Here is an 18,680-nt window from a genome sequence, read left to right on the forward strand (position 1 = left end):
ATAAAAACTCTGAAACTCACCGGCGATTGATGCACCAACGCCGTCTCCGACCATCATCCCCGGCTTAGGCACCCCTTCCACCAATCAAACAAATCAACCGTATTACAGCCTGTACGCGTAAAATCGCCCGGCGCCTGCATTTGCTTTGTAGGAAGCCGGCGCCGGGCGTATTACGAGTTTGTGTACTGGGTTAGGGGCTTATCGTCTTGCCGTGGTCATCATATAGCGACGCAGGGTACGTGTTGAGATATTGAGCCTGCCTGCATCACTAACGTAGTTCCATAATACATATTATGCCATTTCTGCTAAATCATTGCTTTTATTGCTAATTTTCCGCGCATATTACTTCTGCCACAATAACCAATCCCTCATCACATCGCGCCTTTGCGCAATTTCCGCCATTCCCATGGTTCGACAAAAGTTCCTTGCCAGATGCCTGCCTTTCGGTTTTTGGCTTCTGACTGAGCCCTTGAATAAGCTCCCTTTGAATACATTGGCCAATCGAGAGCATGTCCATTCCGGACGAGCCATGTCGCTAGGTCTTGACCGATGGTATTTACGCATGATGCTACAATGCGACTATATCGATCAACATCACGCTGAGCACAGATAATGGGCTGAGCCTCATCGAGATAGCTGGCGAACTTCATCGAACCGATTTGCCCGCAGCGATACTCACTGCCGGATGCATCTTTACATGTTTGTGCACCCTCTGGTGCATCGATGCCCCAAATGCGGATGCGCTGCCCATGAATTTCGATGGTATCGGCATCGATAACAGATGCGCGTCCCGCAATCGATCCACTGGGTTTCGCAGGCTTTGTGACCGTCTTGGCGTCTGATGGTGCGTAAAATGAAGACGACGAGGGAGTTTCCCTGATCTTCGCACCGCCGAGTTCATATGTGCAAAGTGCTTCCGAAGGAGGAGAACCACAGTTCCGTGCTAGGTTTCGATGGCTAGCGCAACGTCCCGTGGCATGAATACGCCAGCCGGGGCCGCCCTTACAGCCGCAGCCACGGCATTGACCTGAAATCTGTATAACCGGTCGCGTTACCTGTTCTGCGGGTAGCTGCCAACTCAAGACAGATACCGCCAAAATCAACCCCAACATTCCCATGCCCCATCAATTAGTTATTCGTTTTGATCAGTTCCCGCATAGCCAACCCGCATTCCCCCAGCTACTCCAGTGATCGTCCTCTCCGCTTCATCGGCAGACCAGCCAGCTTTGACTGCATGATTTATCAGATTTTGAATACCGGGTACATTCTTACCGGATATGGCTGCAGTTGGTTCAGCCCCCGAACCGCCAGTAAGGGTTGCTTATTCAATCAGATCCATAATGCCCCGCGAAATGACAGTTTGGCAGTCCAGATTGCGGTCTAGGTATTTGCCCGATTGCTTCGGCCCGATCATTGAAGTCCCTACAAACATAGACTGACAGTAAACGATTTTTCGTAACGGCCTCTGTGGTTGCCGCCCGTTTTGCAAGAAGTTTTTTGACCTTTTTGGTGAGTGATCGAGTGCGCACCTCTGTCAGGCGTTTGATTGTGGCTCAGAGGCCGCTGGCCGGTATGGTCAAGCTTTAATCTACGTCTGGGTTGACCATACGAGTTGGGGTGGCATCGCTTATAATTTCATTCCTCTTGCGTACTCGTATTTCAATTCTGCGCCTTCCTTCGCGATTGCCCGCATCTTTTCCATCAGTAAGGTCGTCTGAGGGCAAAGTGAGTTGTGCGCCCGACATAGGCAGGATCGTTAGGCCAGTCAGTCTGGGCTGACCTCTCAGAACCTGTGTGACAGCGAGTGCGCGCGCAAGGCCGAGACCAGCATTGTCACCCGGTTTGAGAACTGCAATGTCTTTGTTGCCATTCAGAACGTCTGTGATCTCGTTATCCAGATTTGAGCGGATGCCAGTAATACGCTGTTCGTCTGTATGACCAATCACCTCAACGACGTTCACACCGTATTGGGTTGCGATTGCGGCTATCTGGTTTGTTGTCTTCGCGATGAGAAGGTCACGAAAAGCAGGGCTGATTTCCGCACTGCCACTTTTGAAATAATGGTCTTGCGTTTCCGAAAGGCTGATAATGGGCGGCCACTCATGCGGCTTACCTTCTCCGGCCGCTTTCCCTTTTTCTGCCAGTGCGACCATGTCCATGATCTGGTCTTCATAAGAGGTTTGATCAGAAAGGATTTTAGACAGAAGATCGATCGTCGCGAACAGTTCTTTCAGACGATCGGGAGCGATTTCAAGATCGACCAGTAACTGTTGGGTCTCTTTCAACTTTTCGATATCCGTCAAGTCTTCAGAAGTCAGTTTTTTATCTATCGTGGTCCGTATGGCTTCGGCATTTTTTGCAAGATCTTCCGGAATAAGGTGCAGGCTTTCCAGCTGCTCAATCTGCTGCTTGGCAATGACAAGTTTACGCCAGACATCCTCTGACGTCTTGTTTTTGACAGATATCTTTAAAAGGCTGTCTCTCTCTTCAGTCAAAGCAAGCAGTTGAGAATTTGCCGTTTTCAAAGCCGCTTCAGCAAGTCTCGTTTTCTCTTTTTCCTTCAAGATGATCGCGCCCGTGATTAACAGGAGGCAAAACACGAGAAGGAGCATGGATTCTGCCATTGTAAGTCCGAGAATAAGACCACGATTGTAGCCTTTGTGCTCAACAACGGGTGTGTTTGACTGAATGGAGGTATCACTCATTTAAAAGGCCACCATGTCTTGCCTTCACTCCCGGCAAGCTTTGCTGGTGCGTCTGAACTGACATCATCTGATGTTACCGAAGGAACGGCAGACGTTGCGGCTTCGTTTAACGATACCTGTTGGACGAAGATTGGTGCAGCCATGACTGTTGGCTCAGATAGTTCAGACCCATTGAGATCAAGGTTGCCGTGCTTCTCCTCGATCCGTCCGTTCAATGCTTCATTCGCCTTTAAAAGGCGTTCCGAATGCTCGACTTTCTTTTTGACAACATCATTAATCGAACCAATGGCACCAAGGAGCTTCTCGATACGTTCCGACTGCTCTTTCGCCAATGCATCCTGACGCTCGGCCTGATCCTTGATGAGCTGTCCGATTTCTTGCAGAAGCGGACCCATTTCATTTTTCAGAACGCTTTTAGGAACCGTTACCGACTGCAGTTTCTTCGACACCTCAGTGACACGTTGCGATAGCTCGCTTGCGGCGGAAGTCACCGTCTGATTTGCTTTTGAAACGCCGCTTAGGGATGCTTCTATTGTCTTCGTGATATCAGCCAGCTTACCACTGACGTCTGACAGGTTTTCTTCCATCATCCGATTGTATTTTTCAGCAGTGGCTTCCAGTGGTTTGATGGTGGCTTCTGTGAGTTTCAGAAGGGCGCTTTCGAGCTTTTCGCCTGTTCTCTCGACTTGCTCAACTACACCTTCGAAGCCTTCATTGATCAACTGGTTATTTGCGCGCCGCAACGATGCGAAGTCCCGCGATGATGTTTCCAGCTCTGTCCGGACTCTGCGCGCTGCAGCTGCGAGGTCGTGCCGTGTCGCGCGTTCGATGTCGAGAACATCACGTCTGGTCTGATTATAGAAGATACGAAGCGCGATGCCCGTGATGGTAGACGAAATCGCGATGCCAAAATTTCTGACGACATCGTCCGTAGAGCTGTCTCCGGTAAAAAGATACAGAGACGCACCAAGGCTCGCTAGCGTGAACAGGAAGCCCATATAATAGAGGTTATCGCCTGTTTGCTCATCATGGAGCCGAATGGCAGAGAATGACCATGCCAGAACAAGGTATCCAAACATCAGCAAGATCGGGACGAACATCGAGAAGATAGGATTCATACCCGACACTTTGGAAACTGCAATAAAGCTACAGCCACCAAAGGTAAGAATCACAAACACGATCAGCGGAAGATTTCGATAATTAAACACATTTAGTGTGTTGATCTTCTCGTTCAATTCATGCCCTCCAGACGAATGGAAGGAATAAAATTTCCACCATTGTCGACCACCCAATTGCCACAGAATGAATTATGCTCAATGCCGTTGAACTTTCGGTCTTTCCGATCAATGTACCAGATACCGACGTCTATTCCTGATAACGACGTCGCATATTTACGCGATGCGTTGCTTGCCTTGTAAGTCTTGTAATCGATGCCAGATTTGTATTGCGAATAAAGAGGTGTATGCTCGATCATATCTGATGCGACGTAGATTTGTTTTTGTACATCCAGTTCGCTGTACTGATCGAAAACGCCGAGCTTAATCTTCTGAATTCCAGCCATTATCGGTGATGCTTCACCACCCTGCCCTTTCGGCAAATCGTCAGCGACCTTATCAAGAATATTCTTGAAAAGCTCTTGCCAGCGCTTCTGACGAATGCGGGGGTTCGCGGTCCATTCGCTGACGGTTGATGCGTCACCTGGATTACAGCGACCAAAAAGCTTTTTCAGGTCGCCCGGAACTTCAGTGAGACTGTAAATTTCAAGCAGAGAGCCGACAGGTATTGAAGAGGCTGTTCTTTGGAAATTCGTCCGAAGATCAAGAAGCGTCGTTTCCGACAAAGGGTCGGTGGTGTCGATAAGGAATGCCGTTATCGCTGTCGGACCGTTTGTTGGACAAAGCGTTTCCTTATCGAAATCACCTGCACTGGATGCAGTCAGATACAAGTACCCAATTCCACCGAGGATAAAAAGGGAAACCAGAGTCAGTAGTATAGCCAGCACGTACGAACCTGCATGGCTTTTTTTTCCGCGTCTGCGATTTCTGCTAGCCATTGATTTCGTCCGGGAAAAGCTTGTCCAACTCGTGATACTGATCGATGCCATCAGAACAAAGCTGCGTAATTTCTTTGATCTGTGTGCTCAATTCGGTCTGAGTTTTGCGGATAGCTTCGGAGATTTCCTGACTAGTTAGCTCCACTGAGGCCTGCATTGTTGGCTTCACGCGCTGAAGATTGAATGGCTGGTTGAAATACGCTGGAACAGGCGTCTTTCTCGCTTTTCGATTGGCGTCACGGTAAGTGTTGAGAAGCGCGTTCGCCGTTCTTTCGAGGCCTTCCTGATAAGTGATAAACAACGAAAGCATCTTAGAACGATGCGCCGTGATTTCGTTGTGTTGCGATCGGCGCTCATTCAGGCTCTCGATAATCTCTTTGATGTTGCTCTCGTGATCGTCGCGCACATTTGTAAGCTCATCGATAAGGTATGCTTGCCGCTCAGTGTATTCAGAACGCGCATGGAGCATCTGCTTGTATGTCTTTGCCAATCCGGGAAAGGGATCAGTGAGAGACCAGCCATCCACAAACGCTATGAGGGAAAATAGCAAGCCGGACGCAAACAGGAGCCACGATTCAATGTCCTGTAGGCCAAGTGGATTTGCGATAGCCTGTGTAAGCGCTGCCCTGCCCGCTTCCTCAAACGTCGTTCCGGATACTTCACGATAGTGAGCAAGAAAGAGGTTAAGAGCAACGGCAAAGCAACCGTATAAGCCGATTGATAAAACTCCTACGAGCTTTTGAAAAATAGACGGCAAATAGAGACGTCTTACGCATATGAGAGCAAAGAAGAGCGTAAAGCCAATGTTCACAAAGGCGAATGCCATTGTCTGTATGAAACCGCCAACAAGACCCATCTCGTTACCTTTTGCCAAGAAGTAACCATTGCCTACGAATTCAAACACAAAGATGAATAACAGGACAGCATACTTAAGAAACAGCATATGATTAGCCGTAACTTGTGGCGCGCGCGTAATATTGTTCTTCGTTTTGAAATCATTATAGGAACGTGTTGCATCCAAAAGCTTTTGCCTCAGATCGTGCAACTCCGCCTTCCCCTTGACTACTTCTGCTTTGAAGCTGGAAATCGCATTGGCATTGCTCAATTCGATTTCTGAGAACTGTCCTTGAAAATCCAAGGTTGTTAGGCGTTGTGAAAACGACTGCAACTGATCTTCAAGATTTTGGTATGCATCATTCTTGGCGTCTTCGACGACCTGAATGATCTGGAGTTCTTTTCTGTCAAGCGATTGCGCGCCCTCGTCAGGTTGCTCTTCAGCGCCCCTTTCGGTAGCTTCGGCATGAATGTCCAGATCCGCCTCGACTTTTGAGGCGTCCAAACTCGGGAAAATATAGGTTGATGGCTGGAATGCATGACCAGCCTGCTTGGCCTTCTTCCAGAAGTTACCAAGCACATCACTTCCTGTGCCCAAAAAACGTACCCCCAGTACAAGAACTGTTGCCCTTCAATGCCAATAGGACCTTAAGAGGGATGAAATCAAGTACTATATGGTGTACCATACGACGTATTATCCGAGTAACGTCATCAGCATATTTGTCCCCTAAGCCCTGGTCGATATTGGAGCAACATATCCAGCAGGACTTTTCGATTCGTGTGTTCAGCAGAATAGTTCGACTTCGGCTTTGAGGCTTTTGAAGTCTGGAAAAGGGGTGGATTGATGTTTGAGGTTGCAGAAGCAGCCACATAATCTGCGACCGTCCTTTCTTTTCAGTGTCGATCGGACGCTGTCAGATTATTGTGCTTTTCCTGCTTTCCGAGACAAGCCCATACGATCCGCCTTCTCGCTCAAACAGAGCTGTATAGATGGCCGCCAGGAAAGTCGGATCGTCCAGCTTGGGCGCAAGCTGAGCATTGACCTGCCCGAAGTTGTCAACGCGATCCACTATATCACGCGCACGGGCGGCGGCGGGCGAATGTTTCCGAAAGTCTTCCCGCCCTGGCAAACGGTGTATTGGTGGTTTCGGCGCTTCGTAAGGCTGATGCTTTTTCGCACCACCCACACCATCCCCCTGAAGCTGGATCGTGAGCCGACGTGGCGCGAAGCGAGCCCGAGCGAGGCCAGGAAGATGGTGGGGCGCAAGCGGCAATTGAGGTCGGCACCGACGGAAGTCTGCTGATCATCAATCTCACCTCAGCGGACATTTCTGACAATGCCGGCGCGCTAATGATCCTCGATGCGATCCGAAAGCGATCGCCGTGGATCAAGCATCTGTTTGCCGATGGTGCATATTCTGATCGTGACATTGCTGAATAATTCAATGTTGACACGAGGCTAACGGTGCAAGTCGCGGGTGCTCGGCCAAGTGGAAGCCGTCTTCACAATTCCCGTTGAAGCCTGCCTGAATTAGCGCTATCCAAAACTCAGGGGATGGGGTTCGCATGGCAGTGTTACGAAGAATTCGGCAGGGAAATCGAGCGGCAAGCGCGGTCTGCTTGATTGCGTCAGCGGTGGCCTTCTATTCGTCTTCGCAGTTTGCCGCTGTAAAACTGGCATTCAACTATTGGGATCCGCTTTCCATTACCGAATATCGTCTGAATCAGCTGACGACGGCCGACTTCATTTCCGAAATCGAAGCCTCACTCGCGGAAGACGATATCGCTGAGGCTGGCAACCTCGTTGCCCTTGCCCAGGAACGCGGCCATGAAATCCCTGCTGAACTCGTGGAAAAGAGCAAGGAGTCCGTATTCCAGTATGGACTACGCAATATAAAGGATTTCATCAACGGCGCGACAACCGGTGAAGCTACGTCTGCGACGGCCACTGGCGGAGCACTGGCAGCCGATTATGTCGGGGTGGGTGATGTCCGTGATGCGGTCATCCAAGGCGGCTATCTTATTCAAGGTCAGGACTACGACAAGATCACGCTCGGCCTCTCGCTTTTCGGACTGGCGACTGTCATTCCAGGTACTGGTGCTGTCGACATTGGCGCATCCGTTGTGAAAACGGCCAACAAGGCTGGCAAGCTTTCGAAGCCGTTGCAAAACCGTGTCGGAAAGCTGGCATCAGAATTGGTCGATGTGAGCGCGCTCCGGAAGGGACTTTCTGAAGTCAAGCTGCCAACTTTCCGAACACCAGCTATCCGTGAAGTACGATCGACCATTTCGAATTTAAAATGGTCTGACGTCATGAAGGGCGACTTCTCGGGTTTCGGTGCCTTGATCAAGAGTATGATGCCAATAGACGTCGGCGCTGCCAAAGTAAGTTTCAAGGGAGCAATTAAGCCGGGTGTGGCGTCAGAAGTTGGATCACTCGTTAGCAATGCCTCATCGATCACCAAGGTTGGCGGGGTAAAGACAACGTTTCGCGTGCTGGAGCATGCCGACGATGCCAAGGATCTTTCGCGGTTCACGAAGTTGACATCCAAGTTCGGAGAACAAACCTCTGCAGTCGTCAAAATACTGGGCAAAACGGCTATCAAACTCGGCAAGCTGGCATACTGGCTAGCAGCACTGATGATTGGCGTTCTGGGGTGGTTTTTGTGGTCGGCGTGGCTGGTAAACTCGATGACTAAGGGAATTGGTAAACTCGTAACAAGACGGCGTGGACTGCAATGACCAATTAGCGCACGGTCATTAAAGACGATATAAGGGGGTATTAGATGGCGAAACGTTATCGCACTTTGCGATCTTTGGATCCTGCAGACATCGTGATGACTTCACTTCACAACTCCAGTGTGGATTCACATCGAAAAAAGCAGAAGAAAATAAAAGCTAACGAACGTTGGAAAGCTGTCTGCCGACGATTGGAAGCGGCTGACATCAGCGAAGAATGGGTGGACGATGCGATCAAATATATGGATCGCTACGGCTATACTTTGAACCAAATCAACACGAAGGTCGTACCTTATCTTGAAGATCTAATTTCTGAAAAGTCACAGAAGGAAAAGAATGAGGCATTACGTGCCTCTCTAAAAAATATCAGTAAACAACAGGCGATCAATGATCGCAATATCAACTATCGATAGGCTTTCTAAGCATATATCGTTACAAATAGAGATAGAGAATGCCTGCAATTTCATTAAGAACAAAAATCATGCTATTACTATTCGTCGATTTAACATAGTTACGTCTTTTTTAATTTCGGTGTTCCGCATATGCATATTTCTGGTATTTGGCTCCGTCGTAACCCATACATTAAATTACAATCCATCTTATTATGGAACCGCCACTTCCATACTTCTTATAGCAGCCATAATATTATTTGTTTTTTCGTATAAAAGCCTTCGGCGTTATCGCGTGCTTTTAAACGGGAAAAACATACTGGGGCTTCATAATGTATTTTTAAGCGACACCCAGATTTCCAATATAAAAGATAATAAAGACCTTAAAGAATGCAAAAAACTGTTAAATTTGAAAAAGCGGCATCTAAATAAAGAACTTATTACCAAATTTAAGTCGATGGAGTTGGAAGTTAATAAAAACAGCAATAGAGCTTCTGTAGTAAATATTCCGGATGGAATAAAAGAGAACCATACCGGAACTACAAGCAAGCCGTCGTCAATTTCGCAAAAAATGATAGCAAAATTGCAGGATCAACATGAAGTTCGGTAAAAATAAATCGACCTTGGCATTAATTGCGACTGGTGTCGGGGGAGCCGCTGTTGCAGGCTTCGGGCTTTCATTGGGACGTGATATTTACAAGGGCACGAAAAAGAATGGCGGCAATCTGCTACTATTGCTCGCTGTCATCTTTTGCCCGTTCATTGGCGGTCGCGGACTTGTAAGAGGACATGATCGTGGTGTCCTGGGCACCCTCTTTCTGACTTATATCGGCAGCATCTTGTTGATTGCGATTGGCTTCATTGCCGCTTCAATTCTCACATTTGAAGGCCTTGCCGTCACCTCAAAAGAAAGCGAAGCGGGTGGCACGATCATGCTGGCTGTCATGATTGGCGCTGCAGTCACCGCATTTCTTGTTGGAATTGGCATGCTGACTGGATTGTATCAGCGACCCAAGCGCCTTCGCGCATTCGCCGTCAATCGCCATAACGAGCGCTTTCTCGCAGATAACGGCTTCAAAGAAACCGATGGCAAGGACATCACACACTACGCGCCTGACGGCCAAGCGTTGCGTTTCATGGAAGCACATCCGGGTAAGCTGGTTTTCATGGCCGTTGGGAAACGCGGCAAACGTGCTTTCATCGATCTCGACGAGGATGGCAAGATGACGTCGTATACGGGTGTTGTCTGATCGAGCGGTTAGGAACTGAAAGAGCATTTCATGGTTATCGATCACTCATCAAAGACGACGTCCAATACCATCCAAAACTGTTGCGTTTCCGCCACACGGAATCTTTTTGACAAAAAGGTGTAAATATCTCGGCGTTTAAAATGTATCTACATGGGCGAGCGATCCTGCCCGCGATTTCGATCAGGAGTATCCATATTTGGATCGTATCAAACGCCCTTTCAAAAGCCTGCCCTATCGCAAGCGCCGCGATGCCTTCATTCGATGGCGATGGCGGATTTTAAAGGACACTCCGATTTATGGCGGACTGTTCACTAGCCAATTGCAATTAGATGAACATGATGAAGCCTCGGATTGGTTCGATTTTCTATTTGTTGGCTCTGACGGTCAAACCGTTTGGAATGCCTTCATTATTACTGCCCGAGCCGCGTTTCTCGATGCTGACCAGTCGGAACGTTTCGATACTTCCGAAATCCACGAGTGTTTCAAGATCGACCAAAGCTTTCCCAACGAGGTCGGCTTGGATATCGTTGTCGACGAACCTTCCGTCGACCGCAGAGTGATTGAAAACGCGATCCGTCACTTCCAGTCGTTAGGCGAGGTCGAATGGATTAATCCCGTCCCAGTGCCGCAAGAACATCTGCTGCCTGAAAGGGGAATTCAGCATGGATGAAATCAGCGTCGGCAAAGTGGGTATCTTCTGGTTTGTACGGTGGCAGAACCGCGTCAGGCTTTTGTCTGCTTCCTGCCCAATTGCAGAAGGCGAGCCATATGGCGATATGATCACCTACGGCACCGGGCATTATACTACCTGGAACCGATGGCGGAAATCCAAGGTAGCGCCATTAGAACGAGGCATTACTAACGCCTTCGAATATGAGGAATGGCCACGCGGCCGCGTCTCATATTGCCGAAACACGCGCAGATTTCTCCTTCTGTGCGATGGGAAGATCATGCGTGAAGATTTGTTGTCCTTGATAAAGGGCGGGTTCGAGCTGCCCGAAGATCAAGTTTCAGTTGATGGCGACCCGCATTATCGAAGTGTTGAAAACTTGGCTTGACTGACAATCAAAACAGATGATCGATATAGCAGGGCTATTGGGGGAAATATGAAAATCTGCATTCATCGCGGTAGCGATCAAATTGGCGGCTCTTGCGTCGAGCTGGAGCACGACGGAGCAAGAATTCTCATTGATTTAGGACAACCGCTCGATGTCGAATACGAGGACGCCGAACTACCTGCCATTTCCGATATTCAAAACGTTCAGGGCGTCGTTCTCAGTCATGGGCATCGGGATCATTGGGGATTGTTGCCAAAGGTAGATAAGCAGATTCCTGTCTATCTGGGGCAGAAAACCCTATCCATTTTAAAGGCTGCCGAACCATTTGTGCCAGGCGGCTATGCGCCTCCGAATGCCATCACCTATTCACACAAGAAAACATTTGAGATTGGGCCATTCCAGATCACACCGCATCTCATGGATCACTCAGGTTTTGATGCGTATAGCCTGGTTATAGAAGCTAGTGGAAAACGCGTTCTCTATTCAGGCGATGTGCGCGGACATGGTCGGAAAGCCCGGATGTTTGAAGGTTTCATCGGCAATCCACCTGAAGCCATTGACGTGATGCTGATGGAAGGATCCAGCCTTGGGCGATTGACCGCATCTGAAAGATTTGAAACCGAAGCCGAGATTGAGGAGCGTCTGCGAGAAGCGATTACGAGAACGTCAGGGATGCTGTTGGTTGCGTGTTCAGTCCAGAATATTGACCGCGTGGTGAGCGTCTATCGAGCAGCCAAACGCAATGGTCGTCAGCTACTGGTTGATGCATACGGAGCCGAAGTTCTGAAGGCAACAGAGACCGCGTCTATTCCAAAGCCATCAGATGGCTGGGACGATGTGAAGGTTTTCATTCCGCAATTTCAACGACGCCATCTTGTCCGAAATGGCATCGCTCACTTGGTTGACGGCTACAAAGGTCGCCGGATTTATCCTGAAGGGGTGCCAGATATCGCTTCGAGCTCAGTAATGATCATTCGTCCCTGGATGATTACGGAACTGTCTCAGATTGGCGCTCTGGAAGGGGCGAGAGCTATCTGGTCGCAATGGGACGGATACCTGCGGGAGGAATCCGGTTTGAAGTTTATCACCACTTGCGAAGCATTAGGTGTTCCTATGGAGACAATCCATACATCGGGCCATGCCGATATTCTGGACTTGCAACGATACGCAAATGCCGTAGCCCCGAAGAGGCTGGTTCCCATTCATACATTCTTCCCGGAGCGGTTTTCCGAACTCTTCGACAAGGTCGTTCCCTCAAAGGACGGTGAATGGATGGATGCCTAAACGAAAACCCATGTCTTCCAAATAATTCCAGCAACGAGATAATCTATGTCCAAATTTACGCGTCGGATCGACACATCACGACTAACTTCTGCCACCGTTGACGAACACCATTGGTTTCGCGAACTGCTGCTAAGATGGCGACCGTCTGGAGTGCCATCTGAGAGAACAGCGGCCGGAAAATTCGCATCCCTTCGCCTTGCCGTACGTGATGGCTATTTATCATTTTACTGCGCAGGAAATCAGATAGCGAAAGTCGGCTGCACCAACCGATTATTCTACGAAGAAACTCACCATAAATATATAAATATGCCTAAAAGAGGTAGTAGTGATAACATTCGGTTATCTTCGCCAACTGCCCTTTTGGCACGCGAAACGCTAACTAATCGAATTCATGGGGCGTTCTTCCGTCAAGGAGGCGAGAAGGATTTCGTCGATGAAATCGTCGGATGCAACCCGGCTGTCTTCGATTTAGAACTGGCCCTATCTTATCTGCTCTCAGGGAATGTTAGACCCTCAGCGTATCGCTTGGATGCCGCGTCGCTGGAGTCCCATGCCAATGGATGGCGCATAGCACTCTGGGAAGCCAAACTAGCGAAGAACAAGACCGCTAGAGCGAAAGTGGTTCCAGACACAATGGCACAACACGCGACGTACAGTGCCTGGTTCGCACAACATGGAAATGCCGAAGCGTTTATCGAGGGTTGTCGCGCGAGTTGCAGATATCTGGTGCAACTGCACGGGCTTGCCAAATACGCTGGTAACACTGAAATCGCGCCCCTTCACAGAAGCATCGTTGAGATAGGGACGAACCCTCAAGCCCCACTCACCCTCGATGCCGAGGTTCGCTACCTCATTGATGTCAGGGGCCCAAAGGGCGTTTCATTCATTGCAAACGGCCACGACAAGAAACTCAGGGATAATGGCATCCATGTCCAAGTTTTTGGAAATGTCGACAAAATGATCCTCGGCCCAAGAGGAGCATAAAGATGACTTCGAAGCAGACCAAAATACCTTGCGCGATTGCATTTACGGTATTGATTGCCTTTGCAGCTCCCGCAAACGCGGCTAAGATTTCGAACGAAGACCAAGATCGCCTAAGTGCAATCGGTTACGCCGACGCCCTCATCGAAGCGTGTCCAAAGCGCTTTAAGCTTACCACAGGTGCAGAGGCGCGCATCAGAGGCTACAGACAAAAACATGGCCGACGCATTGACGCAATCGTAGCAACGCAATTGAAGGGTATGAATGCTGATCCCGATGTCGACTGTGTTGGCGAAGGCGATATATTTCCACTCGATATCAGATTATCGAATTTCGACGGAAAACCGCTTCTGAAGGATCTCGGCGACGTCTATGCAAAAACCTCGCCGTCCGTTGGAAATAAAAATAACGGTCGCGAGTATCAATTCATTGCGGAACTCTGCTCAAGCTCCCCGCTTGTCTGTAAAAAAAGTGCCAAACATCCCGGTCAGTTCATATCACCAAAGCAAATGATCCAGAAGCTAAAAGAGCCGGCGATGTGGGATGCGAGACATGAACTGGTCGCAGGTTGGTCGTGCAAGAATGCCAGCAGAGCGTGTGAGGGTGGTGATTAGCTATAAGGCGATACGCGAGGAACTTGCAGGAATTGACCAAGCCCATCATGAACACACCAAAGCGCGCATTCTGGTGAACAGTAGCTGCATAAAGATCCACATCGCCGTGGAGAGATGTCCTTCGCAGAACGATGGATGAGGTAAGTTCGTAGAGGTGGCAGTGCCGGTCGCATATAGCGATCAGGACGATACCGAGATTGGATACCTCATTCTTCTAACCCCATCGTGGAAGTGCCAATGCGCCGATTCCAGAGAGAAGCAAGGACCTGCGAAAGACCTTGAAATGCGGAGATCGTGAAATATCGAAGCGCTTGATTCTAGCTTGCCGAATAGAGAAGCCACTTCTAACTTTCAACATTATGACATATGGCAAAATCGGGTTTTTGCCATATGTTTTTCGATAGGTTTCAATTCAACGATGATAGGAAACCATTCCATCGCGCCGTTGCAAAATAACTCATTAATCTTTCTTCGCGGAATTTATAGTAATATGGGCGCCCGCTTATTCCCATCTGCTCAGCTTGTACAATCCATCCGCTCTTTGTCCTTCTTATCGCGTTTACCTTTTCCAATTCGGGAAGAACTGTTCTTTGAAAGAAGAGCGGATTAATTGAAAGAGACGCCAAAAACTCCTCCTTCACGAATATAAAGTGTGCATCCTTTAGCTTTTTTCTGAAACCAAACGCGCATAGGTTTGCATCAGCCAGCTCGCCTTTTTGAACCTCCGGGAAGTCCAGAATAGCGCCAAAAAAGCTGTTCAGTCTCGTGGGAACCTTCAGGCTTTCGCTCGTGCTTTCAAAAATTCCTCCTTCAGCTCGTGGAAGACAAATCCAAAACAGTGTGCTGAAAATATCCTCACGGGTTAAGGTAATAAGATTTCCCTCACTTGCGATCGCACCTGCGGCATAAACTGTGGCGCATATGTCTCTGAGCTCATTGGATTGCTCAGAACGTGTCAGCTCCTCGAATTCATACACGGAGTTGCACGCTTGAATGAACTTCCGTTCTTCTGACTTGAATCGGCTAGCAAGTTCGTTCAAAGGCTGATCGATGATAAAGCGCACCCAGTGCTCTATCGTAACCCCGTAATTGTCACCGAGCACGTCAATCGTTTGCTGCATGAGCGAACGAGGTGAAGTTAAACCGTTGGCATGCTCATCTCCGCAGTCAAACAACCCCTTCTCACTCGGAAACTCGACGTCTACCAAAGGCATCAAATCTTTTTGCGTTTGTCGACTGGAGGAACGTCGTACCGGCCTATCAGTTTCAGTCAACTGAATGGAAAATGGCGGCTTCTGTCCATTCATATCCAATTCAACATTGCTATACGAAAGTGTCGCCAGGTTCCGGAGATTTTTACTCTCATCCCTCGGTGTCGCAGACGGCGATATAAAGGAAATACATGCGCCACCGAATGATGGGCGATACTTGGCCTTAAGCCAATTTGCATCTTGGATTGAAATGAGCCTGCGCTCAGAAGCCGAAGTCATGACGGCCATCGCCAAGCGCTGGCAGACAATTCTTTCATCCCTTGAACCACCACAAAAATTAAAAACATATCCTCCTGTGCGCCCAAGTCGTTGCGCGATGGCAGGCGTCAACGCTGTAAGCAAAGCCAAACTCAAGTATCTCGAATAACGCAGTGGCAGCCTCAGGCCCGATTTTAGGTCATGATAAGACCCTTTGGCTTCTCTTGCTCGTCGCAGCGGATGTTGTTCCGAGAACCTGTGCGACACTTTCGATACCTCGCGCGTCGGCTCCAATGAGGGAAAAACAAAAAACGGCGTAACGAGTCGATCGTCATGCCAACCACCTCGTGACGAAAATCGCTGAGTATGCGCACCCTCGTCGTTGAGGATGTCAGCCAGCACTTCCGGAAGGTCTTCAATCGTTTCGCCGCCCAAATCACTGATACGTTTTTGCATATATTTCGCATTAAGCAGAGTGGACCTCGGCACTGTCATTTCGCCGTAGGACCGCCGCTTTTTTCGAAATTTTAAGACGAAGTTTTCATGGCCAATTTCATCGACTTTTACACGGCTCAGTACTAGCTGCTTTGTATTCATCATAGTTCGCCTAAATTTTATGTAAGGACTTAAGGACATGAGGGCTTAACAGATGCCGGTTGGATTTCTCTTAATTGAATCAATGCCATATGCAATCGTGAAGAAGAGAAACTGACTGTGGGCTCACCTTACAGTGTTACACATATACCCACTTAAATAGCCCCCATTTCATATAGCTCACAGGTAGGGGGGTACCTGTTTTTACAAACAATACCGCCCCAAACGATCAAACATTGATTTCAAGTTAGTTTGAACTGCCCATAGTGAAACTTCATACCAATGAAGAAAAACCTATCCCCCCATTGGTGAGTGCCGAGGTTGCACATAAGTTCGGCGAAGTCCGTACTTTTCGGCGTTTGAAACCAGCCGCTACCGCTATTATCGTTTTTTGATTTTCGCCAAAAAGGTTGCATGCAAACATAGCTAACAGCGTCCGGAAAATCGGATGGCTTATCTCCTACCCTATCAAATCGAACCGATCTTGGGAGGTGCGTATCCGGAATATGCTTTTTTATGAGATTGCTGAGTTCTTCTCGCGTTAAGCCAGAGACCATTAGATGCAGGTGGAACGGCTTGCCAGAGGGAATGTTGTTCATCACATTAAATACGGTTTCAATGCCGCCGATCAGCAAGACATCCGGCCGCTTCAATCGGTGAATTCCGAGCAGCAGATTCTTGATTGCAGGCTGGTCCTTCAGCTTTCCGAATGGAGTGTAATCTCCTGGCGCCTTCAACCATTGCTCTACTACAATTGTAACAAAGTGCCATTCACGGCATTGAAATTTTTTCACCTTTGTGAATTTGAGGAGCTTTTTTCGAAGCAGTCTCATGCAGATCGGGCAGAATCCAGATTTGCATCTGGCAGCCTTTGTACATTCGTCTGGCATTGTAACGGTATCGGCATATTCGGATGGAATTTTCGACATCGCCCTTTTTACTAACAACCTCCAGCTTTTCACGAAGGAGAGATTCTCAAACTTCTCTGTCAAGTAATCTCCAGATTCCTTCTTTCTGTCCTCAACAACCGTGCTGTCTGGTGCGCCCGCGTTTCCTAAAACCGTCGAAGCGCGCGAACGGCGTTGTGTTTCAGGCTTGTTATTCACCGACGCGGGAGATTTGACTTCGACAGGTGAAATACGGTTTGGCGATTTCCGCTCCGCTGATGGCAGTTTGTTCGACGTGATAGCTGCTTTTGATTTGCCAGTAGTAGACACGCCCAGTTTTGCAACGGGCGCTGGCTGAATGGCCTTGATGATCTCGCGAACAGACTTGTTGGCGCTAGCATCACCATAACCCTCGACGTGAGTTTTCAACTCGCTGAGAGTTGATTTTAAGCTCGAGCTGGAGGTTTTAACTGCTTTTTTCATCGTAACTTCCTTTTGGTTTGGCTTGCAAAAGGAAGGAGTTCGGTACGAAGAAGGCAGAGGCTTCATGGCGTATCGACCCACAATCCCATGCAAACAGTTGCATTTGATTGATGGTCGAAGCACCAACTCCATCTGCGACGCCCTCAGCGCGTCTATTGCGGATGAAGCAGTGTGTGAACTTGGCTTCGGTTATCAGGCCGTCGCGCTCACACAACTTGTGCCACCATGACAGTGGCTCGTTGTACCTCTCAAAAAGCCGTCACTGAGTTATTGGCGACTTAGATGAAGGAGATATCGGTGTTCTTGTCGTTGTTGTCAATCGGCTGAGCCAATTATTTTTCGCCTTCATTTATTTTAGCTTTTACTGATATTCATCATAATGATGCTTCCAGGCTGAACGTGAGCCCTCCGTTTGTGCGGTTCGATAAACTCTAGTGGCTGAAGCGCTGACCTCGGCAGTCGAAACAGACGATCACTGTCAAAAAGGTAAGCGTGTTGACCATCGAGTTGCTTGACCACGCACCAATGGTCGAGTGTTCCATATATTGCAGCAAGCACCGCCGTGTTTGGCTGCCGCAGGCAGACTTCGATTGTCTCAAGCGTTTGCCCAGCCTCAAGTGGCTTGCTCTGGGCAAACGGTCGTCGAAACAACAGCTCGATTTTGCGGCGCTCACGCATATGATCACGAGCGATATGCGTGAGTGCGATCATTGTATAGAGCGTGACCCCATGACTAACCAGCTCAAGGTCACCCCGATTCTTGATGGCGTGATTGGTGAGTTTTCGAAACAACTCTCCCCAATGATCGCCTTTTGCCGATACCAATTCATTGCGTAAGGCCCAACGAATGCTGTTGATGAGGGCGTAAACACCGCAAAGTGAATCGAGATTACCCTGAAGATAAGGCCTGAGCTTTGGCCGTGGATTATCCGCCATGATTGCGATTGCCGGCTGCTCAATATTCATCAGCGAGCATGATGGTCATAACCCGCACCGTTACATTTGGATCTGCCTTGTCGGGTGAATGCATCGACAAGTTCTCATCGTAATAGTCAATTTTCCAAAAAACCGAATGCTGGGCAATTTGAACGAAGCCGAAATCATGTTCGGCATGAGGATCGTTTTCCTCGGTGAAACTGTCAAAACTGCGAATAGCCTGAACAATGTCATATATCTCTGATTGCTGAAGTGCCGCGATCCCTTGTGTCATCACAATGCGACCGCCGATCCCGTATTTACGCAAGCGATCATTGAGCGCCGCGATGATTTGAGACTGCAGTCTGTTCGCTTTTTGTTCTTTGTAATTGCTCATGCGAGGTTCTCCTCTGTTCAGGATCTGG

General features: G+C 48.7%; 17 protein-coding genes and 1 pseudogene. 9 read left to right on the forward strand and 9 right to left on the reverse strand.

The features are described from left to right. Positions 1 to 371: 371 nt before the first annotated feature. The 5 genes from CES86_RS00005 to CES86_RS00025 form a co-directional block, all read right to left on the reverse strand. Positions 372 to 1,112, reverse strand: a complete 741-nt coding sequence (locus tag CES86_RS00005) for a thermonuclease family protein (RefSeq protein WP_235819845.1) — start codon at positions 1,110 to 1,112, stop codon at positions 372 to 374. Between the two features lie 471 nt (positions 1,113 to 1,583). Next, on the reverse strand, positions 1,584 to 2,705 hold the full coding sequence (locus tag CES86_RS00010) for an OmpA family protein (RefSeq protein ID WP_094513148.1): 1,122 nt from the start codon (positions 2,703 to 2,705) through the stop codon (positions 1,584 to 1,586). Continuing rightward, positions 2,702 to 3,940 carry a hypothetical protein gene (locus CES86_RS00015; protein ID WP_094513150.1) on the reverse strand — a complete coding sequence of 413 codons (1,239 nt, stop codon included), beginning with the start codon at positions 3,938 to 3,940 and terminating at the stop codon, positions 2,702 to 2,704. Before CES86_RS00015 ends, CES86_RS00010 begins: the two co-directional genes overlap by 4 nt. Then, positions 3,937 to 4,758, reverse strand: a complete 822-nt coding sequence (locus CES86_RS00020; protein WP_143851041.1) for a hypothetical protein — start codon at positions 4,756 to 4,758, stop codon at positions 3,937 to 3,939. Before CES86_RS00020 ends, CES86_RS00015 begins: the two co-directional genes overlap by 4 nt. Next, positions 4,751 to 6,172 (reverse strand): hypothetical protein, encoded by a 1,422-nt coding sequence (locus CES86_RS00025; RefSeq protein ID WP_094513152.1) that lies wholly within the window; start codon positions 6,170 to 6,172, stop codon positions 4,751 to 4,753. Before CES86_RS00025 ends, CES86_RS00020 begins: the two co-directional genes overlap by 8 nt. Before the next feature lie 442 nt (positions 6,173 to 6,614). Here CES86_RS00025 and CES86_RS27750 point away from each other — a divergent pair. The 9 genes and pseudogenes from CES86_RS27750 to CES86_RS00075 all read left to right on the forward strand — a co-directional run. Continuing rightward, positions 6,615 to 7,009, forward strand: a pseudogene (locus tag CES86_RS27750) (transposase); the annotation flags it as partial. Positions 7,010 to 7,158: 149 nt separating this feature from the next. Continuing rightward, on the forward strand, positions 7,159 to 8,334 hold the full coding sequence (locus tag CES86_RS00035) for a transcriptional regulator (RefSeq protein ID WP_143851043.1): 1,176 nt from the start codon (positions 7,159 to 7,161) through the stop codon (positions 8,332 to 8,334). Positions 8,335 to 8,378: 44 nt separating this feature from the next. Then, complete coding sequence (locus CES86_RS27015) at positions 8,379 to 8,744, forward strand: hypothetical protein (RefSeq protein WP_143851044.1); 366 nt, start codon at positions 8,379 to 8,381, stop codon at positions 8,742 to 8,744. A 572-nt stretch (positions 8,745 to 9,316) separates the two neighbouring features. Next, complete coding sequence (locus tag CES86_RS00050; protein WP_094513160.1) at positions 9,317 to 9,970, forward strand: hypothetical protein; 654 nt, start codon at positions 9,317 to 9,319, stop codon at positions 9,968 to 9,970. A gap of 196 nt (positions 9,971 to 10,166) precedes the next feature. After that, the gene (locus tag CES86_RS00055; protein ID WP_094513161.1) at positions 10,167 to 10,640 is read left to right on the forward strand and encodes a hypothetical protein; all 474 of its coding nucleotides are present in this window, start codon (positions 10,167 to 10,169) and stop codon (positions 10,638 to 10,640) included. Beyond that, on the forward strand, positions 10,633 to 11,028 hold the full coding sequence (locus tag CES86_RS00060; RefSeq protein ID WP_094513162.1) for a hypothetical protein: 396 nt from the start codon (positions 10,633 to 10,635) through the stop codon (positions 11,026 to 11,028). The genes CES86_RS00055 and CES86_RS00060 overlap by 8 nt, the downstream gene beginning before the upstream one ends. Positions 11,029 to 11,076: 48 nt before the next feature. Next, a complete protein-coding gene (locus tag CES86_RS00065) occupies positions 11,077 to 12,312 on the forward strand; it encodes an MBL fold metallo-hydrolase (RefSeq protein ID WP_094513164.1) in 1,236 nt (411 codons plus the stop codon). A 45-nt stretch (positions 12,313 to 12,357) separates the two neighbouring features. After that, positions 12,358 to 13,296, forward strand: coding sequence for a hypothetical protein (locus CES86_RS00070; RefSeq protein WP_143851045.1), 939 nt, complete (start codon positions 12,358 to 12,360; stop codon positions 13,294 to 13,296). A gap of 2 nt (positions 13,297 to 13,298) precedes the next feature. Beyond that, the gene (locus CES86_RS00075) at positions 13,299 to 13,907 is read left to right on the forward strand and encodes a hypothetical protein (protein WP_094513166.1); all 609 of its coding nucleotides are present in this window, start codon (positions 13,299 to 13,301) and stop codon (positions 13,905 to 13,907) included. Positions 13,908 to 14,314: 407 nt separating this feature from the next. On the opposite strand, the gene CES86_RS00080 is transcribed toward CES86_RS00075, so the two are convergent. From CES86_RS00080 to CES86_RS00095, 4 genes are all read right to left on the reverse strand, one after another. Further along, entirely contained in the window at positions 14,315 to 15,973 is a 1,659-nt protein-coding gene (locus CES86_RS00080) for a DUF927 domain-containing protein (protein ID WP_094513168.1), read from the reverse strand. 239 nt (positions 15,974 to 16,212) lie between these two features. Continuing rightward, positions 16,213 to 17,340, reverse strand: coding sequence for a hypothetical protein (locus CES86_RS00085; RefSeq protein ID WP_094513169.1), 1,128 nt, complete (start codon positions 17,338 to 17,340; stop codon positions 16,213 to 16,215). Between the two features lie 354 nt (positions 17,341 to 17,694). Continuing rightward, on the reverse strand, positions 17,695 to 18,306 hold the full coding sequence (locus CES86_RS00090; RefSeq protein ID WP_094513171.1) for a hypothetical protein: 612 nt from the start codon (positions 18,304 to 18,306) through the stop codon (positions 17,695 to 17,697). Next, positions 18,296 to 18,652: a DUF3768 domain-containing protein gene (locus CES86_RS00095; protein ID WP_094513172.1), complete on the reverse strand. Its 357-nt coding sequence runs from the start codon at positions 18,650 to 18,652 to the stop codon at positions 18,296 to 18,298. Before CES86_RS00095 ends, CES86_RS00090 begins: the two co-directional genes overlap by 11 nt. Between the last annotated feature and the right edge of the window lie 28 nt (positions 18,653 to 18,680).

This window comes from Brucella lupini (assembly GCF_002252535.1).
Taxonomy (GTDB): Bacteria; Pseudomonadota; Alphaproteobacteria; order Rhizobiales; family Rhizobiaceae; genus Brucella; species Brucella anthropi.